The sequence below is a fragment of the Desulfosarcina cetonica JCM 12296 genome (genome assembly GCF_001311845.1).
In the GTDB taxonomy this organism is placed as follows: Bacteria; Desulfobacterota; Desulfobacteria; order Desulfobacterales; family Desulfosarcinaceae; genus Desulfosarcina; species Desulfosarcina cetonica.
On sequence record NZ_BBCC01000100.1, the window covers coordinates 1 to 23,071 of the forward strand.

Annotated in this window: 27 protein-coding genes and 1 pseudogene; 11 read left to right on the top strand and 17 right to left on the bottom strand. The window is 58.2% G+C overall.

What is annotated here, in order from left to right; genetic code table 11:
• Window positions 1–1,217, top strand: a 1,217-nt coding sequence (locus JCM12296_RS20265; protein ID WP_054697257.1) for a SidJ-related pseudokinase, incomplete at its 5' end; no start/stop codon positions are given.
• A gap of 35 nt (window positions 1,218–1,252) precedes the next feature.
• Here JCM12296_RS20265 and JCM12296_RS20270 read toward each other — a convergent pair.
• The 8 genes from JCM12296_RS20270 to JCM12296_RS20300 all read right to left on the bottom strand — a co-directional run bounded on the left by JCM12296_RS20270 (window position 1,253) and on the right by JCM12296_RS20300 (window position 8,219).
• A complete protein-coding gene (locus JCM12296_RS20270; RefSeq protein ID WP_054697259.1) occupies window positions 1,253–2,350 on the bottom strand; it encodes an NAD(P)H-dependent oxidoreductase in 1,098 nt (365 codons plus the stop codon).
• A 180-nt stretch (window positions 2,351–2,530) separates the two neighbouring features.
• Window positions 2,531–2,698, bottom strand: coding sequence for a TrkA C-terminal domain-containing protein (locus JCM12296_RS38635; RefSeq protein WP_157067779.1), 168 nt, complete (start codon window positions 2,696–2,698; stop codon window positions 2,531–2,533).
• Window positions 2,650–3,537: a potassium channel family protein gene (locus tag JCM12296_RS20275; protein ID WP_054697261.1), complete on the bottom strand. Its 888-nt coding sequence runs from the start codon at window positions 3,535–3,537 to the stop codon at window positions 2,650–2,652. The genes JCM12296_RS38635 and JCM12296_RS20275 overlap by 49 nt, the downstream gene beginning before the upstream one ends.
• Before the next feature lie 172 nt (window positions 3,538–3,709).
• Window positions 3,710–4,375: a thiamine phosphate synthase gene (gene thiE / locus JCM12296_RS20280; RefSeq protein WP_054697263.1), complete on the bottom strand. Its 666-nt coding sequence runs from the start codon at window positions 4,373–4,375 to the stop codon at window positions 3,710–3,712.
• Between the two features lie 187 nt (window positions 4,376–4,562).
• Window positions 4,563–4,982: an HD domain-containing protein gene (locus JCM12296_RS38640; protein WP_218188179.1), complete on the bottom strand. Its 420-nt coding sequence runs from the start codon at window positions 4,980–4,982 to the stop codon at window positions 4,563–4,565.
• An 8-nt stretch (window positions 4,983–4,990) separates the two neighbouring features.
• Window positions 4,991–6,089 (bottom strand): peptide chain release factor 2 gene (prfB, locus tag JCM12296_RS20290; protein WP_246804622.1). Its coding sequence is split into 2 segments (ribosomal slippage): window positions 4,991–6,019 and window positions 6,021–6,089, totalling 1,098 coding nucleotides; the frame shifts between segments, so codons are not numbered across the junction.
• Window positions 6,090–6,092: 3 nt separating this feature from the next.
• A complete protein-coding gene (gene lnt / locus JCM12296_RS20295) occupies window positions 6,093–7,643 on the bottom strand; it encodes an apolipoprotein N-acyltransferase (RefSeq protein ID WP_054697269.1) in 1,551 nt (516 codons plus the stop codon).
• A 51-nt stretch (window positions 7,644–7,694) separates the two neighbouring features.
• Window positions 7,695–8,219: a hypothetical protein gene (locus JCM12296_RS20300; RefSeq protein ID WP_054697272.1), complete on the bottom strand. Its 525-nt coding sequence runs from the start codon at window positions 8,217–8,219 to the stop codon at window positions 7,695–7,697.
• A gap of 333 nt (window positions 8,220–8,552) precedes the next feature.
• Here JCM12296_RS20300 and JCM12296_RS20305 point away from each other — a divergent pair, with 333 nt between their 5' ends.
• Window positions 8,553–8,849, top strand: a complete 297-nt coding sequence (locus tag JCM12296_RS20305; RefSeq protein ID WP_054697274.1) for a hypothetical protein — start codon at window positions 8,553–8,555, stop codon at window positions 8,847–8,849.
• A gap of 14 nt (window positions 8,850–8,863) precedes the next feature.
• On the top strand, window positions 8,864–9,043 hold the full coding sequence (locus JCM12296_RS20310) for a hypothetical protein (protein ID WP_054697278.1): 180 nt from the start codon (window positions 8,864–8,866) through the stop codon (window positions 9,041–9,043).
• A 267-nt stretch (window positions 9,044–9,310) separates the two neighbouring features.
• On the opposite strand, the gene JCM12296_RS20315 is transcribed toward JCM12296_RS20310, so the two are convergent.
• The 4 genes from JCM12296_RS20315 to JCM12296_RS20325 form a co-directional block, all read right to left on the bottom strand.
• Window positions 9,311–10,084 (bottom strand): aspartate-semialdehyde dehydrogenase, encoded by a 774-nt coding sequence (locus JCM12296_RS20315; protein WP_281492088.1) that lies wholly within the window; start codon window positions 10,082–10,084, stop codon window positions 9,311–9,313.
• A complete protein-coding gene (locus JCM12296_RS47850; RefSeq protein ID WP_281492089.1) occupies window positions 10,066–10,365 on the bottom strand; it encodes an aspartate-semialdehyde dehydrogenase family protein in 300 nt (99 codons plus the stop codon). Before JCM12296_RS47850 ends, JCM12296_RS20315 begins: the two co-directional genes overlap by 19 nt.
• A gap of 195 nt (window positions 10,366–10,560) precedes the next feature.
• Window positions 10,561–11,004, bottom strand: coding sequence for an alpha/beta fold hydrolase (locus JCM12296_RS20320; protein WP_054697280.1), 444 nt, complete (start codon window positions 11,002–11,004; stop codon window positions 10,561–10,563).
• On the bottom strand, window positions 10,989–11,384 hold the full coding sequence (locus JCM12296_RS20325) for an alpha/beta fold hydrolase (protein ID WP_054697285.1): 396 nt from the start codon (window positions 11,382–11,384) through the stop codon (window positions 10,989–10,991). The genes JCM12296_RS20320 and JCM12296_RS20325 overlap by 16 nt, the downstream gene beginning before the upstream one ends.
• 1,628 nt (window positions 11,385–13,012) lie before the next feature.
• Here JCM12296_RS20325 and JCM12296_RS45085 point away from each other — a divergent pair.
• The 8 genes and pseudogenes from JCM12296_RS45085 to JCM12296_RS20365 all read left to right on the top strand — a co-directional run.
• A pseudogene (locus tag JCM12296_RS45085) lies at window positions 13,013–13,869 on the top strand (DEAD/DEAH box helicase); the annotation flags it as partial.
• Window positions 13,870–13,947: 78 nt separating this feature from the next.
• Entirely contained in the window at window positions 13,948–14,478 is a 531-nt protein-coding gene (locus JCM12296_RS45090; RefSeq protein ID WP_281492091.1) for a DEAD/DEAH box helicase, read from the top strand.
• A 202-nt stretch (window positions 14,479–14,680) separates the two neighbouring features.
• Window positions 14,681–15,034, top strand: a complete 354-nt coding sequence (locus JCM12296_RS20340) for a hypothetical protein (RefSeq protein WP_054697293.1) — start codon at window positions 14,681–14,683, stop codon at window positions 15,032–15,034.
• Between the two features lie 241 nt (window positions 15,035–15,275).
• Window positions 15,276–17,150 (top strand): SpoIIE family protein phosphatase, encoded by a 1,875-nt coding sequence (locus tag JCM12296_RS20345; protein ID WP_054697296.1) that lies wholly within the window; start codon window positions 15,276–15,278, stop codon window positions 17,148–17,150.
• Between the two features lie 2 nt (window positions 17,151–17,152).
• Window positions 17,153–17,341: an ATP-binding protein gene (locus tag JCM12296_RS20350; protein ID WP_054697298.1), complete on the top strand. Its 189-nt coding sequence runs from the start codon at window positions 17,153–17,155 to the stop codon at window positions 17,339–17,341.
• A gap of 45 nt (window positions 17,342–17,386) precedes the next feature.
• A complete protein-coding gene (locus JCM12296_RS20355) occupies window positions 17,387–17,755 on the top strand; it encodes an STAS domain-containing protein (protein ID WP_213183820.1) in 369 nt (122 codons plus the stop codon).
• A gap of 237 nt (window positions 17,756–17,992) precedes the next feature.
• Window positions 17,993–18,628 (top strand): lactate utilization protein, encoded by a 636-nt coding sequence (locus tag JCM12296_RS20360; protein ID WP_281492090.1) that lies wholly within the window; start codon window positions 17,993–17,995, stop codon window positions 18,626–18,628.
• Window positions 18,629–18,659: 31 nt separating this feature from the next.
• On the top strand, window positions 18,660–18,953 hold the full coding sequence (locus tag JCM12296_RS20365) for a hypothetical protein (RefSeq protein ID WP_054697301.1): 294 nt from the start codon (window positions 18,660–18,662) through the stop codon (window positions 18,951–18,953).
• Here JCM12296_RS20365 and JCM12296_RS20370 read toward each other — a convergent pair.
• The 5 genes from JCM12296_RS20370 to JCM12296_RS40065 form a co-directional block, all read right to left on the bottom strand.
• On the bottom strand, window positions 18,872–20,068 hold the full coding sequence (locus tag JCM12296_RS20370) for a mechanosensitive ion channel family protein (RefSeq protein WP_213183818.1): 1,197 nt from the start codon (window positions 20,066–20,068) through the stop codon (window positions 18,872–18,874). The genes JCM12296_RS20365 and JCM12296_RS20370 overlap by 82 nt on opposite strands.
• A gap of 180 nt (window positions 20,069–20,248) precedes the next feature.
• Entirely contained in the window at window positions 20,249–20,953 is a 705-nt protein-coding gene (locus JCM12296_RS20375; protein ID WP_218188180.1) for an alpha/beta fold hydrolase, read from the bottom strand.
• The gene (locus JCM12296_RS20380; protein WP_054697314.1) at window positions 20,938–21,309 is read right to left on the bottom strand and encodes a YdbL family probable chaperone protein; all 372 of its coding nucleotides are present in this window, start codon (window positions 21,307–21,309) and stop codon (window positions 20,938–20,940) included. Before JCM12296_RS20380 ends, JCM12296_RS20375 begins: the two co-directional genes overlap by 16 nt.
• Window positions 21,310–21,581: 272 nt before the next feature.
• Window positions 21,582–22,382, bottom strand: coding sequence for an intermembrane phospholipid transport protein YdbH family protein (locus tag JCM12296_RS20385; RefSeq protein ID WP_054697304.1), 801 nt, complete (start codon window positions 22,380–22,382; stop codon window positions 21,582–21,584).
• A 14-nt stretch (window positions 22,383–22,396) separates the two neighbouring features.
• The coding region (locus JCM12296_RS40065; protein WP_218188181.1) for a hypothetical protein at window positions 22,397–23,071 on the bottom strand (675 nt) is incomplete at its 5' end.

The following is a 23,071-nucleotide window of genomic DNA, read 5'->3' on the forward strand; positions in this document are numbered from 1 at the left end:
CCGTGGATATCCTTGCGCCGCCACGGGTTGAACGCGGCCCGCTAACGCCGCCAGCCATCGATTGGCAGGCGCTGCTCTCGGCCCACGGGCTGAAACCGGTGGCCGAACCCTGCTACAGGGGACGCAGCCTGGTCATGGCCCTGAACAGGGCGCACCGCCTCCTGGTGGTCAAACTGGCCCAAAAAGGCGACCGAATCGAGGATCTGCAGCAGGAAATCCGCTGGATGGAGCGGTTGCAGCAACCGGCCTTCGCCGTACACCGTCGTTTCCACGTGCCGTCACCGCTGATGGTCGATGACCAGGCGGTCTTTTGCATCAACCGGCTTCCGCTGGCGCCACCGGAAGCTGTCGTCCGGCATCCCCGAAAACTGGCCATCGCCTTTCTGGCCCATCAGGACTATTTCGTTTATCCCAACCACCACCGTATCGACGGGGAGACCGCCAGGGAAATTCTGGGCCGTAATGCTTACATCATGGGGCACCTGGCCGGTCGGGGAATCATTCATGACGCCCCGATCCCCCTGTTCCACAACCGGACCCAACGCATGCGTCGGGACGATCAGGGCCGCTACCAATGGTTTCGTGCCGGTCGCCTGGATCGATGGTTGGATTCCTGTGCCTTTCCCAATCTGGGGCTGTCCGGCCTGCGGGATTTCGAGCACCTGGAACCGTTTGGCGGAGACAGCCGGACATTGTACCGGCAGATCGGCAGCCACTTCCTGAGCCTTTTGCTGGTGGCCGGCAGTCACTTCCGTTGCCGTGACCGATCCCGCAAGGGCCTGGCCCCGAATGGCTCGCCGGTGGACACCCGGGACCTGTTCGATCCGCCGTTGCTGGAGGCCATGATCCGCGAAATCTTCGAAAATTACCACACCGCATTCACGGGAACGGCCCCGGCGGGGTTACCGCTCGATCTGAATCGGCTGGTGACGCGCATGATCGAGGAGATGGGCCTGGATCGCTACATGAATGAGCTGTTTCGCCGGGCCGACCAGGCGGAGATAAGCGACACCCAGTTCGAAGAGTTTCTGAGACAGCGGGGATTCACCGTAGCGCAGTTGAAAGCGGTGAAGCGGGCGGAAAAAGACATTCGGATCGTCAGCGGCCCGCATCTGGGCGACTTCAATCGTCAGATCTCGCTTCCTGAAATCATCGAGGCCGTGGCCGCCATGGCCGCCGTCTGCATGGCCGGGCGCTTCCAGGCCGACCACCGGTAGCCCAAAACCGATATCCGCGGGGCCATGCCAGGGGATCAGGAGGCATGGACGTGGCCCGGAATCAGAACGGCATGGGCGTTACGATCCCGCACCACCAACTGCTGGGCGAACTTCTTGGCCTGAAATCGGACATCGTCACCCAGCGCGTCGGCATCACGGCAGTACTCCACGAACAACTCACCGGCCAATTGCACCTTGAGACATCGGTGCAGCTGCTGGAAGGCGGCCAGGGCCGGAGCCGCCTCATCGGCAAAAGCACCCGCCGCAGTGGCGATCAGCGCCAATTGCCGGCCTTGGATAAAAGAGGTGTGCGCCGGGCTGCCACAATTCCCTCTCACAAAGGAAAAGCACCGATCCATCAAGGCTTTCATCGGCAGGCTGAAGCCTGTCAGAAAAACCGGCGAGGTGCAGAGAATCAGATCGCTCTCGCGCATGGCCTTGAGAATTGGCGTGGCATCGTCCCTCTGCACGCAACCGGGTTCGTTGAGGTTGTGCTGGCATTTCAGGCAACCGCGGCAACCATGGATCGTCTTGCTGAATAAATCGATTCGCTCAACCCGGTGTCCGCGGGATCTCAGCGCACCTTCCACCCAGCCGAGAAGGGTGACGGCACGCCGCGTATCACCACATCCCCCGAAAAGAGAAATTACCTTAATGGCCGACGGTGTTACCAGTTTTGGCAGTTTCATCGCCGTTTCGATGGCACTTGGCGACTTTCTCGCCGCCGGCGGGTCCGGCAGACGGATCCCCTTGAATTTAACCTCGGCCGTGATGAAATCGATGAACTGTTTCTCCGATTCGGTTGCTATCTGACAAATCTCGCAACCGATCCGAACCACGTCGACTTCCTTGTCATAGCGTTGCCATCTGACGGAAAGTTCAATGGGCTCATTGAAGGTCAGATTGCGCGTACCGACAATCGCCTTGAGAAACAGCTTTTCGCCGGTAAAAAAATCGTCCTTCATATTGGGAATAATGGCGAACTGAAATCCGGCTTCACTGAAATCCACCGTGGACAGGGCAATGGTGGTTCCCGCCGATTTTGCCCGGATGACGACACAGTAAACCGCATCTTTCTTGGAAAGGGGATATCGCCGCGCTTTTCGTTTTTCTTGCCAATCGTCGGTCGTCATAGCACTTCCACCACGTTGCTTTTCCGGTTACATCATCGCTGATGAAAAAATTTCCTCACGTCATGACGGGAAATGACGTGATCCATTACTTCTTATTCCGCATTCACCGAAAAATATTAAGCATAAACCGGACGAAAAAAGGAGAAATACGAAAAATGGCCATTTCTGGATGGGCACGACCTATAGCTTTTCCCGCGCCAGATTGATGTTATCGATGTCACCCATGACGATCAGCGTCATCCCCGCTTCCAAGACAAATGAACTGGGGGGACGGAATGCAAAGTTGCCATCCTTGCGTTTCACCCCCAGAAGCAGCAGGTTGAACTGGTCGCGCAGGCCCGACTGCATGATGCTTTGCCGATGAGCGGAGAGACGGAATTGACCTGAATCTGATGGATCCGCAGATCACCCCCTTCGCTACGCAAAAAGTTATCGAGGAACTCAATGGCCACCGGCCGGATCATTTCCGACGCCATGCGCAAGGCGCCAATGGTATTGGGTGAAACCACCGAGGTCGCACCCGCCTTGATCAACTTGTCCTTCAAGCGGTTGTTGGTCATGCGGCTGATAATCCGTGCCGTCGGATTAAGCATGCGTGCCGTCATGGTGATGTACAGGTTGTCGTTGTCCGATGGCAGGCAGATGGCCACGCCAATGGCGCGTTCGATGCCGGCGGCAATCAGATTGGCATCATCGGTGGCATCGCCGTTGACATGAAAGAGCCCCTTGATCAGTCGGATGCGCTCCACGGCGGCGGCGTCATTCTCGATCAGCACCACGCGGACCTTGCTGAAGGCCAGCTCGGCGGCCAGGGGCAATCCGGTTTCACCGCCGCCACAAATGATATAGTGGTCGGACAGCATGTTGATCTTGTTCTGCATTTTCCTCCTTCGCAGCATGCCGGTCAGCTCACCCTCGACGAACATCGCAGATAACATACTGATACAATACAAAATAATACCCATGCCAAAGACAATCAGCAGCATGGTGAAAATCTGGGCGCGGACATTGCCCGTGATGCCCAACACCTCGCCGTAGCCCACGGTGGTAAGGGAGATAACCGTCATGTAAAGGCAGTCGATGTAGCTGGATTTCCCTTCGAAAAGCAAATAATAGCCCGTGCTTCCGAGCAGCATGGTGCCGACGAGCATGGCGATCGCAATAATTAACCGATTTCTGATTCCCATGGGAAGATCCGATGCGGGTCCGTTTGGAGGGAGACCGCACCGCCATTGGACGTGGAAAGGTTGGGTGACGGCGCCAGTGATGTCTGGCGAATGCAGGGGCCCATCGGCAGTTTCGCCTCCAGGGCGAGGCCATGTTTAGCGGGCATCTTGAGTTCCGCGACGAAATCTCGGGTCAGCCCCAGCCGCTCAGTGGCGAAACATCACAGGCACCAGCCATGGCCTGGGCCGCGGCAATGGGATTGGCGGCGCGGGTGATGCAGCTGATCACGGCGACGCCCGTGGCACCATGGGCAAAACACTCCGAGACCCGGTCCGGACCGATCCCTCCGATCGCCACGACGGGGACAGGCGATCGGTTGACGATATCGCGCAACCCACCCAGGCCCTGGACCGCCTTGGCATCAGCCTTGGTACCGGTGGCAAATGTCGGGCCGGTGCCGATATAGTCGCAGGGCACCAGGTCCGTATGCTCCAGCTCGTCCATGGTGGAAACCGACACCCCCACAATGGCCTCGCGTCCCATGATCTGCCGGGCCAGCCGCGGCGCTGTGTCGGCCTGCCCCACATGGACGCCGTCGGCACCGACGGCTCGGGCCAGCAGAACGTGGTCGTTCACCAGAAACGGCACCTTTTTGGTCTTGCAGTACCGGCAGATGGTCTCGACCTCTTCATAACGGTTCAGGTCAAATGCTTTATTGCGGTATTGAACCATGGTAGCACCAGCCTCGATGGCCACGCGGACCTGGTCCAGCGCACAAAAGTCGTCGGCACCATCATCCGTGACGAAATAAAATCGCAGTTGACGACGAAGCGTGTCGGAATTGAGCATGGTATTCATCACAATGGAAATCCGTTATGCGCCATCGCTGGGACCGCGTGCCGCGGGTCGGTAAAAAACCGATGGAGCCCATTGAACCGCGACACATTGTCCGCGCCATAGCGCGCCAAGCCCTTGACAATGGCATCCACGGGTTTTTCGTGGCGGCCATTGTCACTTTTCGAAAAAAACTTGTCGGCGTAACAGATCAACCGTTCTTCCGTGGAGATCGGCAGCATTTCGCGCAGCGGCAGGGGCAGCTTGCGTTGAACGATCTGCCGGATGGTAATGCCCACCCCCACATGGCGTTCACAAACCCAGCCGTGGCGTGGCAACCCACGCCGATCCAGCATCGCCCTGCCCTCGACGCCGTGGCAGACATAGGGCAAGGCGCCGGTGCAGCCCAGCCGGGGGCATTTACACGACCGATGCCGATATCGTGGAGCATGGCCGCCTGCCAGACAAAATCACGATCGATCGACAGCCAGGTGGCATAATCGATGACCGCCAGGGCTTTGGCCGCCACCTGCTCTCCGTGGTGGATCAACAGCTCCCAGGTGAAACTCCCCCGTGGATAGCAGTCACTGATGATGGCCTCCGGATCGAGATCCACTGTAGCCGTTGTCATTTCCCCGATCAGGCCTTTCCCGACAGCAACACCCCTTCGATGAACACATCAATGTCACCGTCCAACACAGCGTTCACATTCCCGACATCCAAGCCGATACGGTGATCCTTGACCATCTGGTAGGGATGCAGCACATAGGAACGGATCTGGCTGCCCCAGGCGATGTCGTCCTTGCCGTCGTGGATTTCCTGCAGGCGTTCATCCTGTTTGCGTTTTTCCGCTTCGTACAGCCGCGACTTGAGCACCTTCATGGCCATGTCTTTATTGCGGTGCTGGGATTTCTCCTGCTGACACTGAACCACGATACCGCTCGGCAAGTGGGTAATCCGGACGGCGCTGCTGGTCTTGTTCACATGCTGACCGCCGGCACCGCTGGCACGGAAAACATCGATACGCAGGTCCTTTTCGTCGATATCGATTTCGATTTCATTGTCCAGCTCCGGATAGACGAAGACCGAGGCAAAGGAGGTGTGCCGCTTGCCGCTGGCATTGAAGGGTGAAATTCTCACCAGACGATGGACGCCGCTCTCCGACTTGAGGAAGCCATAGGCAAAGGGGCCCGTCGCAGTGAAGGTGACGCTCTTGATTCCCGCCTCTTCGCCAGGCTGAAAATCGATGATCGTGGACTTGAACCCCTTGCCTTCCACCCACCGCAGATACATGCGAAAAAGCATTTCCGCCCAGTCCTGGGCCTCGGTGCCGCCGGCACCGGCGTTGATGGAGATGATGGCATTGTTGGGGTCGTCTTCACCGTTGAGCATGGTGTTCAGGGAGAACTGGTGAATGCGCTGCCCCAGGGCATGAATCTGGTCCGAGGCCTCGGCAATGGATTCGGCGTCAGCTTCCTCAGTGGCCATCTCAAGTAGCAGGCCGGCCTCTTCAAGGTCCTTTTCCAAGGCATGGAACGTATCGATGCGCTGACTGAGCAGCGTTCGCTCCTTCAAAATGGCCGTTGTGGCATCCGGATTGTTCCAGAACCCATCCCGGGCGATCTCCGCTTCGATCTCTTGGAGTCGTTTTTCCTGGCTGGCCAGGTCAAAGATACTCCTTGAGCTGATCCAGCTTCTGTCGATGGTCTTTGATGGTTTGTTTGGCTTCTGTACTCATCGATTATCTCCTTCGTCCGACCTTGCGGTCGATGCCTCGTTTGATCCCAATCACCCCCTTACCGGAGGGAAGCAGCATTAAAATCCCCATGATAATCAAACCGATCTGGGGCAGAAAATCGCCCATGCGGGTATACAAAGCCTGTTCCGTCAAAGCAGGAACCGCCTTGACGACCACGGCATCGCTGAACAGCTCCGTTCGCCGGACCACTCGTCCAACCGGATCCACCACGCCACTGATTCCCGTGTTGGCGCAACGCACCAAGCTGCGTCGGTTTTCGATGGCCCTGAACGCCGCCATGCTGAAATGCTGTTCGGCGGCGCTGCTGCGGTCGAACCAGGCATCGTTGGTCAGGTTGACCAACAATCCGGCACCGTTTTTCACCAGGGACCGGCACAAATCGGGAAAAATGATTTCAAAACAGATCTGAACGCCCAATTTCGGTCGGTCCGGCCCCCAAGCAAGCGTATGCCCCTTTTTCCCCGGAGAGAAATCGCCCACCTGAGCAACCATCTTGCCCACAAAGGAAAGCAGTTGCTTGAGGGGTACATACTCACCGAAGGGCACCAGGTGCACCTTGTCATATCGCCCTGCGATCGAACCGTCGGGCGCCACCAGGTAAGCACTGTTGTAGTAAGCCGCCTGATCGCCCACGGCCTGGACGCTGGGGCTGCCGACCAAAAGGTAGACACCCGCCTTCCGGATGGCATCGGTAACCAATTGGGTCAGCTTGGGGCTGGCTTCGAAATAAAACGGCGTCGCCGTTTCCGGCCACACCACCAGATCCGGTTGGCGGTCGACCGCCGAAAGAGTCAGATCCACATATTTTTTGGTGGTGCTGATCTGAAATGCCGGATCCCACTTCCTGGCCTGGTCGATGTTGCCCTGAATCAGGGCCACGCGCGTTTTCGCCGCCTTATCCATGGCCGCGTCCATGGCGGCGATACGATAGCGGCCGTAGACAATCGTCAGGGTGATCAGCGCCAATGCAAACGCGGTGGTTTTAAATGCCTGTTGGCGCGAAACCGTGACCCCACGCCAGGGTTTCCCGGCGGCCGCCAACAACAACACATAAATGGCCGTGTTGACCAGGACCACCAGAAACGAGACCCCATACACGCCGAACATATCCGAGATCTGGATGATATGCAACCGATTAAACTGGGAATATCCAACAAGCCCCCAGGGAAAACCGGTGAGCAAAAACGTGCGCACATATTCGAGGGCCACCCAAAAAAACGGGGCCAGCCATATCAAGTGAATCGGATTTCGGCAGGTGCGAACCACGGCAAGCGCGAAGATCCCGGGGTAGAGGGCCAGATAGGCAGCCAACAGGAACAAGAGCGAAACACTCTGCCACCAGGGCAGATAACCATACACCCGCATGGTGAACACCACCCAATACAACAGGGTGAGATAGTGAACCAACCCGGCGATAAACCCCGTTTTAAACGCGTCCCCGGCGGAACGTTCCCGGAGTGCGACCAGTAGCGGAACCAGGGCAAACCAAGCCAGGATGGGCATACTGATTTTTGGAAATGCCGCCGTCAGCAACAGGCCGCTGATCAGGGCCGCCCCCCTTCTTTTCCCAAACGCATAGCGAGCTCAATCCTCAGCGGAAACCGCGGGTCCCAGGTATTCGCGGACGGCCTCGATGGTGTGAACAAACATTTTGCTGCCGGCCAGAATGGCACAGGCATCTTCCCGATCGCCACACATCCCGGCAAAGGCCGGGCCGATGGCCGTCGCCGGCTGCTGGACGTCTCCGGCGGCATCCAAGGCCTTGACGTAATAGGATAGACGCTCTTTGAGAATGCTGAAGTAGTCGATGTCCGTGCCCACGCTCAAAGAGGCGGAGGTGGAGAGTGTCGTGGCAAAAGAACGAATCTGTTCCCAGAAATAGTTGCCCAGCGGTGCTTTGAGGGCACTATCCGATAGAAAGAAGGCAATTGCCCACCCCACGGCGATGATCCGCAGAAGCTGAATTTCGTATTCCAGGGCAACCCGTCTTTCAGCCATGTCAAATGGCAGTCGTTCAAGAATTGCGTTCATATCGCCGCGATGAATGGCAAACTGGAACAGGTCCTCACCCGCCGTGGCGATATCCTTCTGTATGTTTTCGGTATCCATCAACCGTCTGCCCGTTCAATTCTTGTTGGTCATCGATGCCGGCGATCGCTGCCGGAAAGGCGATACTGCATGTATCCGCCGACACCTTTCCCTTCGGCGGCGGTAGTGAATCGGCGCCACTTTAATTCACCGGTCCGAACAAGTCAAGCTGGCCAACGGCCGCGAATCGGGAACGCAGCGCGGACGATACCACCGGTATCGGCAGCGACATGGAAAGCGCCGACCGTTGACAAGACCCGGGACTTGGATTTAGATTGAATCATCATCCGGCGTCATCACAGGGTATGCAAATGTTCCCTGAACGATTCTTCAAGCCATACGGTTGAGCCAGCCATGATCACCATCTCAACGGAAAACCTGCAGCAAATCATTCCGACAGCGGCCGCCTGGGTGGCGGCCAAAGAGCAGGTCGCCATGGAAAATGGCGATCCGCTGACATCGGTCCAGATCGCCGACGCCGTCGCGGCGGGCGTTCAACATCCTGACAGAATTCGGATATTCGCCGTCGCACAGATTCCATTTCCCAAGCATCCGATTCTCAAGGCGACCATGGATCTCACCCACCTGATTTCGGAACATACCCTCGGCATCGCTTCCGGTACGGTATTTTTATCAAGACCGACCAGTTAAAGGACCGCTGCCTATTGATTCACGAAATGGCCCATACGGCCCAATACGAGCAACTGGGCGGTATTACGCCGTTTCTGGAACAGTACTTGAGTGAATGCCTCACCCACGGCATTGCCAATGCGCCCCTTGAAAAGGCCGCGGTGGAAATTGCCGCCCACCTGTGCCAGCCCCTTTTGCAATCCGAAACCATCTGAGGATAAAAAAAAAGCCCCCCGAACCCATTGGATTCGGGGAGCCTAATCCGTAAAGCGCACCCATACGCGGATAGTTACATGGTGGATATTATTTTGCAACCCTCAAAAAACAAGTATTATCTACGTTAGTAAAATCCGTAGTCATGGGTGAACCGGTCACGATGGTGACGTCATATCCTAACAAACCCAACGATTTTCCAGGCGGCGGTCAGCCGGACCCTCAGGCGGCCCTGCCCATGTAGGCCAAAATAATCCGCAAAACCCGTCTCAGGGGTTCGGCTGCTCCCCAAAGCAATTGGTCGCCAACCGTAAAGGCCGCCAGATAGCAGGTCCCAGATTCAGTTTACGCAACCGCCCCACAGGCACGGTCAGGGTTCCGGAAACCGCAGCCGGACTGAGTTGGGCAAGTGTTGCGGCCTTTTCGTTGGGAACGAGCTTCACCCAATCATTGGCCGATGCGATGGCCGCCTCGATCGCCTCCAGCGGAAGGTCCTCGGTCAGCTTGATGGTCAGGGCCTGACTGTGACACCGCATGGCGCCCACGCGGACGCACAGGCCGTCGATGGCAACGGGACTTTGGGAGCGGCCCAGAATCTTGTTGGTCTCGGCGAACCCCTTCCACTCCTCGCGTGTCTGGCCATTTTCCATGGCCCGGTCGATCCAGGGAATCAGACTGGCCGCCAGGGGAGCGCCGAAGAACGACGTGGGGAAATCAGCGCCGGCCAGGGTGGCGGAAACCTGGCGATCGATAGCCAGAATCGATGCCGCCGGATCGGCCATCAATGATTTGGCCCCTTCGCCCAAAAGGCCCATCTGCATGACCAGTTCGCGCATGTTGTTGGCCCCGGCCCCCGAGGCACTCTGGTAGGTCATGGCGGTCATCCACTCGACCCAGTTCTTTTCGAACAACCCACCCATGGCCATCAGCATCAATGAAACGGTGCAATTGCCGCCGATATAGTCTTTGATGCCGCTTTCCAGGGCCCGGTCGATGACCGGTCGATTGACCGGGTCGAGGACGATCACGCTGTCCGACGCCATCCGCAGGTGGATGCTGCATCGATCCAGTAGCCATCCCAGCCGCGTGTTCTAAGGGCCGGATGCATCTTCTCCGTGTAGCCGCCGCCCTGGCATGACACGATCACATCCATTTCGGCCAGTTGGTCCACGGCGTTGGCATCCTGGACCGGCTGGGTGCCGCCGCCGACATCCGGTCCGGGCTTGCCGGCCTGGGTGGTGGAAAAAAGTGCGGATCGAATCCGGCGAAATCGTTTTCTACCACCATGCGGTCCATCAGAACCGACCCCACCATGCCGCGCCATCCAACGATACCTACGCTAACCATCTGAAAATGACTCCTCTTCTCGGTTGTCATCCCCGCGAACACCGCTCACGGGAGGGTTGTCACAACGCCGCCGGCCGGCCGGCCACATTCATCCCATAAAGGTGGCATGGTTGCGTTGTCAAGGGGTTTTATGGTTCGATCAACGCCGGGAGCGCTTGCCCGGGAAGTCCGCTCATAGGCCCTCGGGCATATCCGTCCAGCGGTCGGCCAGAAACCGCGAAACCGTCTCCAGAAACCATTCCGGCGCCTCGGCAGCAATGGAATGCCCAACCCCTTTGGCCACCAGATGGCGGCCACCGCTCTTTTCGGCCACCTCTTCCGCGCCATCGACGCTGACCAGGGGGTCATCCGATCCACTGATCACCAGGCTGGGCATCTCCAGCTTGGCCAGCATGGATCGCAACCGGGGATAATCCTTCATCGCCAACAGGTGAGCGGCCAAGGCATCCTGAGGGTTGCGGCGCACGATGGCCTTGGCGATTCGGTCGATATGCTTGCGGTTCCGCATCAGAAAGGCTTCGCCGAAAACCTGCGGCAAGACGGCGCTGACCAGGACCTCAAGGCCGGCCGCGTCAAGAATTTCGGGCCACGTACGCACGATCAGCCGAGCACGCATGGCGCGCGCACCCCCACCGAACACAACACCAGTCGGCGAATGGCCTTGGGTCTGCGCCGGGCCATGGCGTAGCCGAGCAGGGCCCCATGGCTCAATCCCACCAGTGAAACCGGCCCGAGGGCCAGGTGGCGCATCAACGCCCAGAGGTCATCCATATGCAAATCCAGTGAAAGCGGCAACGAACCCAATTCACTCTCCCCCTGCCCCCTGGCATCGTAAAGCACGGAACGGAACCGGGGCTGCAAAGATGCGGCGATCACCTTCCAGTACATGGTGGTCTGCAACGTTCCATTCAAGAACACCACCACCGGCCGGGCAAGATCGAATCCGATCATCTCGTAATAAAGACTGCAGCCGTCCTGGGTTCGAAAATAGGCCATGAAATCGTCATCCGTCTTTCAACCGTGGTCCATCGTTCGGCAACAACGGGTACCATCTGGCACCCGGCAAGACAAGGGGAAAACGGGTGGCACACGCTGCCATCGGGGATCAAATGGGTTGACGCCGATATTCAAGGCTTTTAAGAATGCATTTTTTCATCGAACCGTACCGGAAAACCGAAATGCCCATCGATCCCCATCTTGAATTTCATCGCCATGCCGTCGCCTGGATGCCCTCCCCCGAGGATCGCCATCCGGGAATTGCCTTCCTTGTCTACGGCAAGCCCGTTCAGCGCTTCTGCACCTGTCATCAAAAAGGCAAGCAAACCTGCCCCCATTTGAAGGCCCTGTCCCAAGCCCTGGTCGCCGACGGAGCGGTGGGCAAACCAACGGATCTGGACGAGCGTTTCCAACGCAGCATTTGGCATGCCCTGGCCACCACCCTCAGCCGGGGCGATCCGTTGACACCGGAAACCGCCCGGATTCATTTCGTCAAAAACGAAACGCGGACCACGCTGGAAATCAAGGATGCCAATGGGACCGGCGTGGTCACCTATGCCTCCACGGATGCGGACCGGCATCGCCTGGCAGAACGGCTGGGATGTTTCGGGATCCCTGATGCCGATGGCATCCCCGACCGCGCCGAGGTGCTGCGACGCCTGCAACGCCTGACCATGACCGATGGGGAACGGCAACTGCATGACCTCAAGATGCAATCACGGCGCCAGGCACTTGAAAAGAGCCTCTGGTACCGCCTGGGCTACCATCTATTCATGCGTTTCGACACGGAGGAATGCCGCCTGCAACCGTCAGTGGACGAGAAAAGCGGCGCTTTCGTCGTCACGGCCCGCGACCCGGCCGGGGAGGCAATTTTCCATGCCCGGATCGCCCGCCAGCGAGTACGGGCCCTTTTGGATTGCCTGGGCAGCCACCTGCCCAACCAGCATGATCTGCCCATCCACCCCATTCCCCTCAAAAGTCTCTTCCGCGTCAGTCAAAAGACGAAAACGGATCTGGATGTGCTCCCCGTCATCCAGCTGATCCAGGCCGAGGGAGAAGACCGGTTTTATTCCCGGGAGGGGCTGGAACGGTTTACCTACGGCGACCTGGTCTATATTCCGGAGCTGAAGATTCTTGCCGAATTGGAAAAACCGGGCAAACCCCGCCAGTTCAACACGCCCCGGCGGATGACCTTCAAGAAATATCAGATTCCCACGTTTCTCGAAGCCGTCGGTGACGAACTGAGCGGCGACGGTTTTATCGTCGACCCGGCGGTCAAGGGTCTGCAGCTCCTGCGCCGCTGGGACACCGTCACCCTCTCCCCCGCCGCCATCGACCGGGATTGGTGCTATCTTTCCATCGTCTACGGTTTCGGCGACGCCTCGGTTTCCCTGGCCGACATTCTCAAGGCCCGCCGGGAGGGCAACCGTTACATTGCCACGGCATCCGGCTGGGTGGATACCCGGTCGACGGAATTGGAGCGGCTCTCCGCGACATTTGCCGATCGGTTGCCGCCCGAACGTCTGGGCACCGACGGCCAGCCCCTCAAACTCTCGCGCCAGGAATTGTTCCAACTCAGCGCCATGGATATCACCCCGCCCACGGTCACCGGCAGTGATGACACCGCCATGGCCTTCTCCCGCCTTTTGACATTGGCGCCCACCGACCCGCCGAACGATCCGGGACTGCGGACCACCTTGCGCGATTATCAGAAAGTCGGGTTGCGATGGCTCTGGTGGCTGTGGGAAAACCGCCTCGGCGGTCTTTTGTGTGACGACATGGGCCTGGGCAAGACCCACCAGATCATGGCCCTAATGACCGGCATCCGCCGGCAGACAGCAGATCGGCGCCCCTGCCTGGTGGTCTGCCCGACCACGGTGCTCAGCCACTGGACCGCCAAAATCAGCCAATACGCCCCGGCGCTTTCGGCCATGGCTTACTATGGCGGCAATCGGGACCTGTCCACGACCCTGAGCGAGGCCGACGTCCTGATTACCTCCTATGGCTTGCTGCTACGCGATATCGACCGCCTGGGGGCCATCGACTTCTGCCTGGCCGTTTTTGACGAAATGCAGCAGATCAAAACGCCGATACCAAGACCTATCAGGCGGCCATCCAGATCAACGCCGCTGTCAAATTGGGGTTGACCGGCACGCCCATCGAGAACGCCGTGCTTGAACTCAAAGCCTTGATGGATGTGGTGGTTCCCGGTTATCTGGATTCGGCGACCCTGTTCGCACGGCCTGACGCCCATCCGCCGGCGACGGACGATGATACCGCCCAAAGCCGCGCCCAATTGCGCCGGCTGATCTACCCCTTCACCCTACGCCGCCTGAAAAGCCGCGTATTGGCGGAACTTCCAGAAAAAATCGAGGATATCCGAACCTGCGAGCTGACCGAAAAGCAGGTCAAGCTCTACCGCGACGCCGTTGAATCTCGGGCCCAAGGCATCATCGGGGCCTTGACGGATGAAGACCAACAGATTCCCTACATCCATATCTTTGCCCTGCTCACGCTGCTCAAGCAGATCTGCAACCATCCCGCCTTGGTGAATAAGGCGCCCGTGGATACCACTGCCGTTGCATCGGGCAAGTGGGAACTGTTCAAGGAACTTTTGGCGGAAAGCCTGGCCTCGGATCAGAAGGTGGTGGTCTACAGCCAATTCACCGAAATGATCGCCATTATCGCTGAATATTTGGATCGAAACGCCATCGACCATGTCATCCTGACCGGCGCCAGCCGAAACCGTGGCCGATTGATCGACCGCTTCAACACCGATCCGGCCTGCCGGGTTTTCGTGGGCAGTCTCAAGGCCGGCGGCACCGGCATCGACCTGGTGGCCGCTTCGGTGGTCATCCACTATGACCGTTGGTGGAACGCCGCCAAAGAGGATCAGGCCACCGACCGCGTGCATCGTATCGGCCAACGACGGGGTGTCCAGGTCTTCAAGCTGGTAACCCTTGGCACCCTCGAGGAAAAAATTTCAGCCATCATCGAAAAAAAACGGCAACTGATGGCCGATATTGTTCGGGAAGACGACCCGGGCCTGCTGAAATCCTTCAGCCGTCAGGAACTTCTCGACTTCTTGTCCTGAGCCATAGGTCTGTCTGTTTGTGCCCGCAAGCAGTGCTGTCTTTTGACATTCTTGTTCGGCAGTCGCATTGTAGGGAAGCCGATAAAAAAAGAAACGACTTAATGTTTTGCTAACACGCATCGGCAATAGTGTTGCTCATTTTAAGGGTCTCGTCAAAAGTCACCGTTTCGACGGATTTGTTTATCTACAAGGAGTTTTGGATATGTCTACCCGATTTTATTGTACCAGCGAAAGTTGCGCACATGCGGTTAAAGGCCCATTTGTCGTTGAACTGGCTCAGGAGTTGATCATGGATGGCAACAACCTGGCCACCATTTTTTGTCCGCGTTGCGGCAGACCCATGCGTGCGCTTCCGGCCGACACCCGGCAAAAGGCCGACAACCACCGCTACTATTGCCAGAGCGAATCCTGTGGGAATGAAAAAGGCCTTTTTTTCATTGATCTGCCCGGTGAGGCCGTATTGGACGAGCACAATGTGGCGACCCTCTTCTGCCCGAAATGCGGAAAGCCGATGAAGTCTTTCGATCAGATGACGCATACGGTTGTCAATTTCTGACAAAAAATAAAATCATCATCCTTAAATTTATCAGACCTGGGCCGCCCGTGCGGCACCGTGGCATAGACGGCCAGCACCGCCATGGGCACCCCGGTTTGCGCAAAGTAATTCCCGCCACACCGCCCTCCGGTTGACCTTGCCCTCGATTTGGATATACATACGGACAAAAGCATCATCGCATGCCGGGGATGGAGCAAGCGGGTCGGCATGCTGACCATTTTGCCTGAGAAGACACAGCCTCATGCGACCCATCGCCTATCTCATTCTGCTATCCCTGGTACTACCGTCGTCAGCGGCCGCATCGGCCGCCGAGCGGCGGGTTGTCGTGGGCTTCCCCCAAAACGCCCCTTTGATATTTACCGATACGGATGGTCAGGTCAAGGGCATCGTCGCCGATCTTCTCTCCTATATTGCCGACCGGGAAGGTTGGAAACTCTACTACCTTCCCGGTACGCTGACGCAGTGTAATCAGCGATTGGAAAACGGAACCATTGACCTGATACCGGGAATCGCCAAGAGCGTGCCATGGGAGGCGTTTTTCGACTACTGCAATGACACCATCGTGGTCAATTGGGGACAACTCTACGTACGCCCCGGCACCTCGTTTTCCGATATTCTTGCCTTCAACGGCAAGGCGATCGCCGTTGTGGAAGCCGACATCTACTATCAATATCTTAAAACCCTTTTAGACAAGTTCGATATCCACCCCCAGTTCGTCAAGGTGGAGGATTATGGCAGCGTGCTTTCCATGGTTCAGAGGAACAAGGTGGCAGCCGGCGTCGTCCCAAGGCTGTATGGGGCTTATTACGAAAAACACTTCCGGGTGGTTCGCAGCCCCATCAGCTTCAAGCCCACCGATCTTCACTTCGCCGTGGCCAAGGGACGCAATATGGAGGTCATGGCTGTTTTGGACCGCCAATTAGAGCAGCTCAAAGCCAATCCCAACTCGCTTTTCTATCAATCCCTGGACCAATGGACCCAAGGGGTCCGCAAGGTCTCGTTCCCCTTGTGGATCAAACCCCTATGGGTACTGATGGGGATTATCGGGATCATGGCACTGGTCGTCCTCGGCAACATTATTCTCAGACGACAGATCAAACGCCAGACCGAGGCGCTGAAGGCCACCATTGCGGCCAAAGAGAAAATCGAAAGTGAGTTGACCGTCGCCCGGGAGATTCAGCTTCAGCTGGTTCCCCAGTCCCCGCATGGCACGTTGCGACGGAAAGAATTCGATATTTACGCCACCTTGGAACCGGCCCGCGAGGTGGGCGGTGATTTCTATGATTATTTCTTCATCGATCGAAATTCATTCTGCCTGATCATCGGCGATGTATCCGGCAAGGGGGTACCGGCGGCCCTGTTCATGGCCATGAGCAAAACCATGCTCAAATCCTCGGCGCGACTGTTGGTGGAGCCGGAATATATTCTCGCCGATGTCAACCGGGAAATCTCCCGCAATAACCCTTCCCTCACCTTTGTTACCGTTTTTATCGGCGTCCTGGATCTGCGTCGGGGGACCCTGACCTACGCCTCCGCCGGCCACAATCCACCGCTCCTCATCGGGGAAAAAGGCAATTCGGTTCTTTTGGGCGAGGCCCAGTGCCCGGCCCTTGGCCTTGACGAAACCTTTCAATACCACCAGGCCAGCATCCAACTCAACCATCGGGAGGGATTGCTCCTTTATACCGATGGCGTCATCGAGGCTCAGGATCATCGGGAGCGCTTATTCACCCAGGAGGCCCTGATGAATGCCGTTTCCATGACCGCCGCACTCTCGCCCAAGGACCGGATCAGTGCCGTTCTTTCACGGGTTCGCGAATTCACCGGAAATCGTCCGCTGGATGATGATCTTACGCTGGTGGCCCTGACTTACTTTTCCCCCGATCGGGTCGAGGACGATTTAAGAACCGTTTATTTGAAAAACGATCTCAATGAGATCAGCCGTCTCAACGAAACCGTCGAGGAAATTTCCGGTTCGGTGGGTTGCCCGACGGTGGTGGCGCAGGATATTGCCCTGGCCCTGGAGGAAATCTTTTCCAATATCGTGTTCTACGGCTTTGGCGACGAGTTGGAACATACGATCATCTTTCAAATGGCCGTTGAAGCCGGAGCCTGATTATGACGCTGCAGGATGAGGGCATCCCCTTCAATCCACTGAATGTTCAAATCGGCCCCAAGGAAAAGCCCTTGGAGGAACGCGACCAGGGGGGCATGGGCATCATCCTGGCCAAAAACCTGGTCGATCGGATGGACTACCGCCGTGATCGGGGGAAAAACATTTTACGAATGGAAAAGCGCTACCGTTAGGTCGCCACAAGGCGGATGCCTCATACCGATTAAAAGGAGAAGCCGTTGAAGTTAGCGATCACATCCCAACAAAAGATGGATGGGGTTTACATTATCACCCCGGTCGGTCGGTTGGATACAAACACCTATCCGGCCATGGAAGAACGCGTCGACCTCATATTGCATGAAAAGCCCCACACCCTCGTGTTCGACATGGAACAGCTCAACTACATCTCCAGTATGGGCGTCCGGGTCATCGCCAAGGCGCAAAAAGCCATGAAACCTTACTATGGCAAGGTGGTTCTGCTCAACCTTCAACCGCAGATCCAGAAGGTGTTCGACATCATCAAGGCCCTGCCGGCCCAGCAAGTCTTCTCCAGCATGAACGAACTGGACGACTATCTGGACCGGATGCAACGGCAGGTCACCCGTTGATGAACACGTAAACCGCCCGGGATCAAGGCTTGCGAAGCCTAAGTATTCCGTTATGGCGGGTGCCCTAGGCAGCCGGCCTGACATAGGCCGCAGTGACGCAGGAGACGCATAACACCGATAGGCGGTTACCCTGCATCCCTGCCGGCTGTGTCTTGACAGGGCCGTCGTCGGGGGATACAAACCGGCATCGCCGTTGGGCGGCGGACCTGCAACGAAACCGCCAGAGGAGAGACCGTCATGGAAAATCCCATTCACGAATATTGGACCATTCGGCTGCAGCGGACCCAAAAGGCGCTGGAAGCCAACAACTTCGACGTTTATATCGCCGACAACAAGGATATGGCCAAAAAACTGGCTTACGAGACCATCATCCCGACCATGGCGCCCAAAACCATCTCCTGGGGCGGTTCCATGACTTTCGTCGGCACGCGGCTTTACGAAGCCTTGCGCAACGACCCCCGTTACACGGTGCTGGACACTTACGACAAAAGCCTTTCACCGGAAGCAAGCATGCAGCGTCGCCGGGAATCCCTTTTGGTGGATCTTTTCATTACCGGCACCAACGCGGTCACCGAAAACGGTCAGCTGGTCAATCTGGATATGATCGGCAACCGGGTGGCCGCCCTGACCTTCGGCCCCCGCCACGTGCTGTTGTTCATCGGCCGCAACAAACTGGTTCCCGACCGCGAAGCCGCCATGGCACGCATCAAGGGCTACGCCGCGCCGGTAAACGTCATGCGCCTGGAGAAAAAAAAGTCCCTGCGGCAAGACCGGCCGTTGCGAAAACTGCAGCAGCCCCGACCGCATTTGCAATACCTGGACGATCACCGAAAAAAGCTTTCCCAAGCAGCGCATCAAGATCGTTTTGATTAACGAAGAGATGGGCTTTTAAGGAGCATTGGACATGACCGTTAACGCGAATACCTGGCTGTACGTCGTCATCCAGAAAGTCGGCCGCGAAGATCAGATCGTCGGCCAAACCGATGCCGAGAGCAAAATCGCCTTCATCCCCGCGTTTTATAACAAGGAGACGGCCCAGCAGGCCATGCTTCACCTGCATCTGGAGAGAAAGCACAAATACGAGCTTCAGGCCATGATTTACGAAGACCTGGCCCGTCACGCCATCGATGGCGGGTTTGTGATCTTCGTGTTGGATGAGGATGGCAAGGTCCTGGAGCGACTGCCCGATGTCGCCTGAGACGGCATGAACACCTCGGGCGCACCCGGCGGCCAGGCCTCCATGTAGAGCGACCGGCTGGGGAAGGCAAAGGCGGTACCCGCCGTTTCAACGATGCGCTTGATCTCACAGGCCAAGGTCTCCTTGATGGCCAGCCACTCGCCCCATGCGGTGGTGCGGGTAAAGCAATAAACCATGATATCGATGGACGATTCGCCGAACCGGTCGATATGCACGAAGGTGGGGACCGCCGGGGTGGTGTCAAACGCATCGTTTTGGTGCAGGTAGTCCGCGATGCGATCCCGGATGGCCCGCAATTGGGCAATCGTGGTACGGTATTCCACGCCGATCAGCCAATAGATTCGCCGATGGCTCATTCGGCTGTAATTCACCAGCGAGTTGTCCGAAAGCCTGGCGTTGGGCACGTATACCGGTGCCTTGTCAAACTGCCGGATCAGGGTGGATCGGAAACCGATGGTTTCGACGGTGCCTTCGACCTCGTCGGCGACCTTGATCCAGTCGCCGGGATTGAAGCGCTTTTCGGCAATGATCAGCATGCCGGCAATCAGGTTTTTGAAAAGATCCTGGGCGCCCAACGCCACGGCCACCCCGAACAAGCCCAGACCGGCAATGATGGGGCCGATGCGAATGCCCCAGATCTCCAGGATCGTCGCCCCCCCGATAAGAACCAAGGCCACGTTGATGGCCTTGATCAGCCAATCCACCATGGACACCGTGAAGTGTTTCTCGAGCTGGCGCAGGGATCGTGAAACAGGCGGCACCAGGTTCCGGAAAGCCCAGAAGATTGCCCAGACGACCAATGACCGCACCAGACGGTCGGCAAAAAGATTGAGGGCACCGGTGAGCGCCAGTGCATCGACGGCAAAATAGATACCGGCGACCACGGGGATGAACGCCATGGGCCGTTCCAATACGCTCAGCGCCTTGTCGTCCAGTTGCGTCCGCGTCCTGGCGGCCAGTTTTCTCAACCGGCCGATGACAATCCGGACAAACAGCTTGCGCACCAAAACGGCCACCAGGATGATCCCCAGAGCAACCAAAATACGCCCCAGGCCGGTTCCCAGTTGCCCCTTGTCCCAGGCCTCCAGAGCCAACTGCCAGAATTGTCGCAGCAATTTTTCTATCGTGTCCATAAACCGTAAGTGAATTCAGCTGATTTTAAGATGAGGCGTTACCGGGAAGCCAACGAACCGCGGACAGCGTGCAAGGTGGCGACAAAATCGGCCACCGCGGCCGTCACGAGCGCCTTTTTTCCAAATGCGGGGCGTGCCCGCAGTCGGGCACCATGGCCACGGTCACCGGGCCGCCCGTTTGCCGGCGGATCGCATCGACCTGGGCCGTTGTGCCGTAAGGGTCCGCCTCGCCCTGGATGGCCAACACCGGCACGGTGATGGTCGGCAGGAATTCCTCGATATTCCAGCGCTTGAACTCCGGATGCAGCCAGACGTCATTCCAACCCCAGAAAGCACAATCGGTGTTGTCGCCGTGATAGACGGCCAGGCGCGATTTGAGATCCCCCTCGAGATACCGCTGGCGGGCATCCTCGATGGAACGGCAGGTGAGGTCCTCGCAAAAACGTGCGCCGCCAGGGTCACCACGCCCTTCAGGCCAGGGCCGGGAACACGGCCGGCATGGATCAAGGCGATGGAACCGCCATCGGAGTGGCCCACCAGAATGTGCTCACGGATGCCGGCTGCGCGGAGCACCAACGGCAGCACGATTAGCCCTTCATCATGCATGAAACGAATGGGCCGCGGCAACGCGCAGGGATCGGAGCGTCCGTAGCCCAACCGGCTGTAAACCAACACCCCATAGCCTGTGGCCGCAGCCATCCGCTGGGGAACGTCCCGCCACAGATCCACACAGCCCAGGCCCTCGTGAAGCAGGACCAGCGTGGGGCTTTCCTCGGGGGGAGGTCCTACCCAGGCGGCTTCCAGTCGCCCGCCCCCATCCGTCAGATGGATATCGAAGCGGCGCTGCCGCGCTACTTGCGGTACCACTTGCCGCTCTTGTTCTGAAGCCATTCACCGGGTTTGGCCATATCGGCAATTTGCAGGGCCCGGCGCTGACCGACCAGCTGGGCGGTTGTGCCCTTTGCTCTGGCAATCCGCTGGTAGGCCGCCAAACGATCCTGATTCTCCGCGTCGACCAGGGCCTTTTCCTTCTGCTGGCCGCCCACGAAGGCCAGGAACCCCTGGTTGGTCTCGCCGATGATGCCGGCGGCCTTGAGTTCGATGATTTTCGGCAGGCGGCTGATCATGCGGTCCTGGATCTCATCACCGAACGCCGATACCGCGACCAGCCCTACCAAGGCGGCAATCCCCGCCGCCAAACACCACGTGCGTGTCCGTCTCATGGTCATCATCCTTTCCTTATCCGTTTTTCTCCCGCTCACGATTTTCTATTCGGTCTTTTTGATTGCCTGGGCGGTCTTGTCGATGTCGCCGAAGAAATCGTCCAGCGCCCGGTCCACTTTGACGTTGACGTCGATGGTGATATGGATCGGTTTGATTTCCACCGGCTTGACCTCCACCTCATGGTGGGTGGCGCAGCGCCCAGGCTCCAGAGGGCAAGCACCATGGCCGTCAGCGGCGGTAACAGGGGTTTATGCATAATCGCGCTCCTTGGTTACTGGATCCTGTTGACGATATTTTTATACTGTAAAAGCTGGTTCAGGGGAAGCCGCAGGTTGATGTCCAGGCCGATGCCCTGAAACACCGATCCCGGCCCGCCGGCCTCCATGCGGACAAATCCGCCAAATTCCTTTTTATAGACAAACGGCAGAGGCTTGGCCGGCTTGCCGTCGAACTGCAAGCGCATGACAAAATCATCGCCCTCGGAGGCCAGGCCCAGTTTGGCCCATTTGTAAGTGTAATCCTTGAGCGCCTCCCGGGCCAGCTCGACTTGGGCGAACTGGGGCGTTCCTGCGGGAATTCCCCGGGTCAGCACCTCCGTGCCGGTGATCTGAAGATGACCACCTTCGCCCGGCGTGGAGAAGAGAAATCCATCGTCAACATGGATTTTTCCTTGCTGATAGGCGATGGGGATCCGGCCGTTGAGGGTCCCCGTGCCCTTGGCCCGGACGGCGCCCAGCTGCTCGAGCAACCGCGACAGCCCGAGTTGCTGGCAGTAAAGGCTGACCGAATAATCCTCACGGCCGGCGGCAAGGCGCAGGAACCCGGTATCCACCTTTCCGCCGCACCAGGCCAGCTGTCCCTTCTCGACCAACAGGGTATCCGCCGATTCCAGCTGGAGATCGAAGCGGCCATCCGTCATTTCAATGGCCCCCATGGCGGCACGGGCGAAACGGACGTTCTGGGCCGGAGCCGTGCGGATACGCGGCAGGTCCGGAAACTGGATGGCGGCCTCGATCCCGGTCACCGCGATCTTGCGCGCTTCCATGGAAATGCCGCCGTCCGCCACGGCCATGTTCAGGCTGCCGGTCAGCCGGTCGCCGCAAGGGCCATTTTGGCCTTGGCCGATAACCGGCCGGTGAGAATCAGTCCGGCACCAGCCGGCACCCAACGCCCCAGATCGGTACCGGCCGGCAGGGCGTAGGCGGGCAATTCCACATGGAGCACGGCATCGCCGAAGCCATGGGCTGCGGCGGCAACGCGACCGTTGAGATGGATTTTCATTCCGGGAAAAGGGTCCGCGGAAAATGCCGCATCGACCGCATAGGCCTCCTCACCGGGCGTAATGCGTCCCTTGAGACGCCCTAAAAGCGTTTTCTGGTGGGCAATACGCCCGATGGAAATACTTCCCGGCGTTGCTTTCTGCGCCGTATTGAGGCCCAAGGGGAGGTCCAGGCGCAAGCGGGACAGTTGCAGGCCGCTGGCACGATGGATCAACCGGCCGTCGGCCACGCGCAGGCGGCCATCGATATGGGGTGCCGCGCCAGGCTTGTGGAAAAGATGGGCCGACAGATTCAGGGACGCCAGTTCAGCGGAAAGGCCCTGACCCGTCAAGCTTGCACCGGGAAACTGGAGAGCGGCCTCGGCCGTAAGTGGGGAAGCGTCTCCGACCGGTGAAAGCGTCACCGTACCGCGTCCGCTCAAGGAGGGCAACCGGATCACGGTGTTGTCGGCCGACGCCCGGATCGGTTCCGAGGCCAAGGA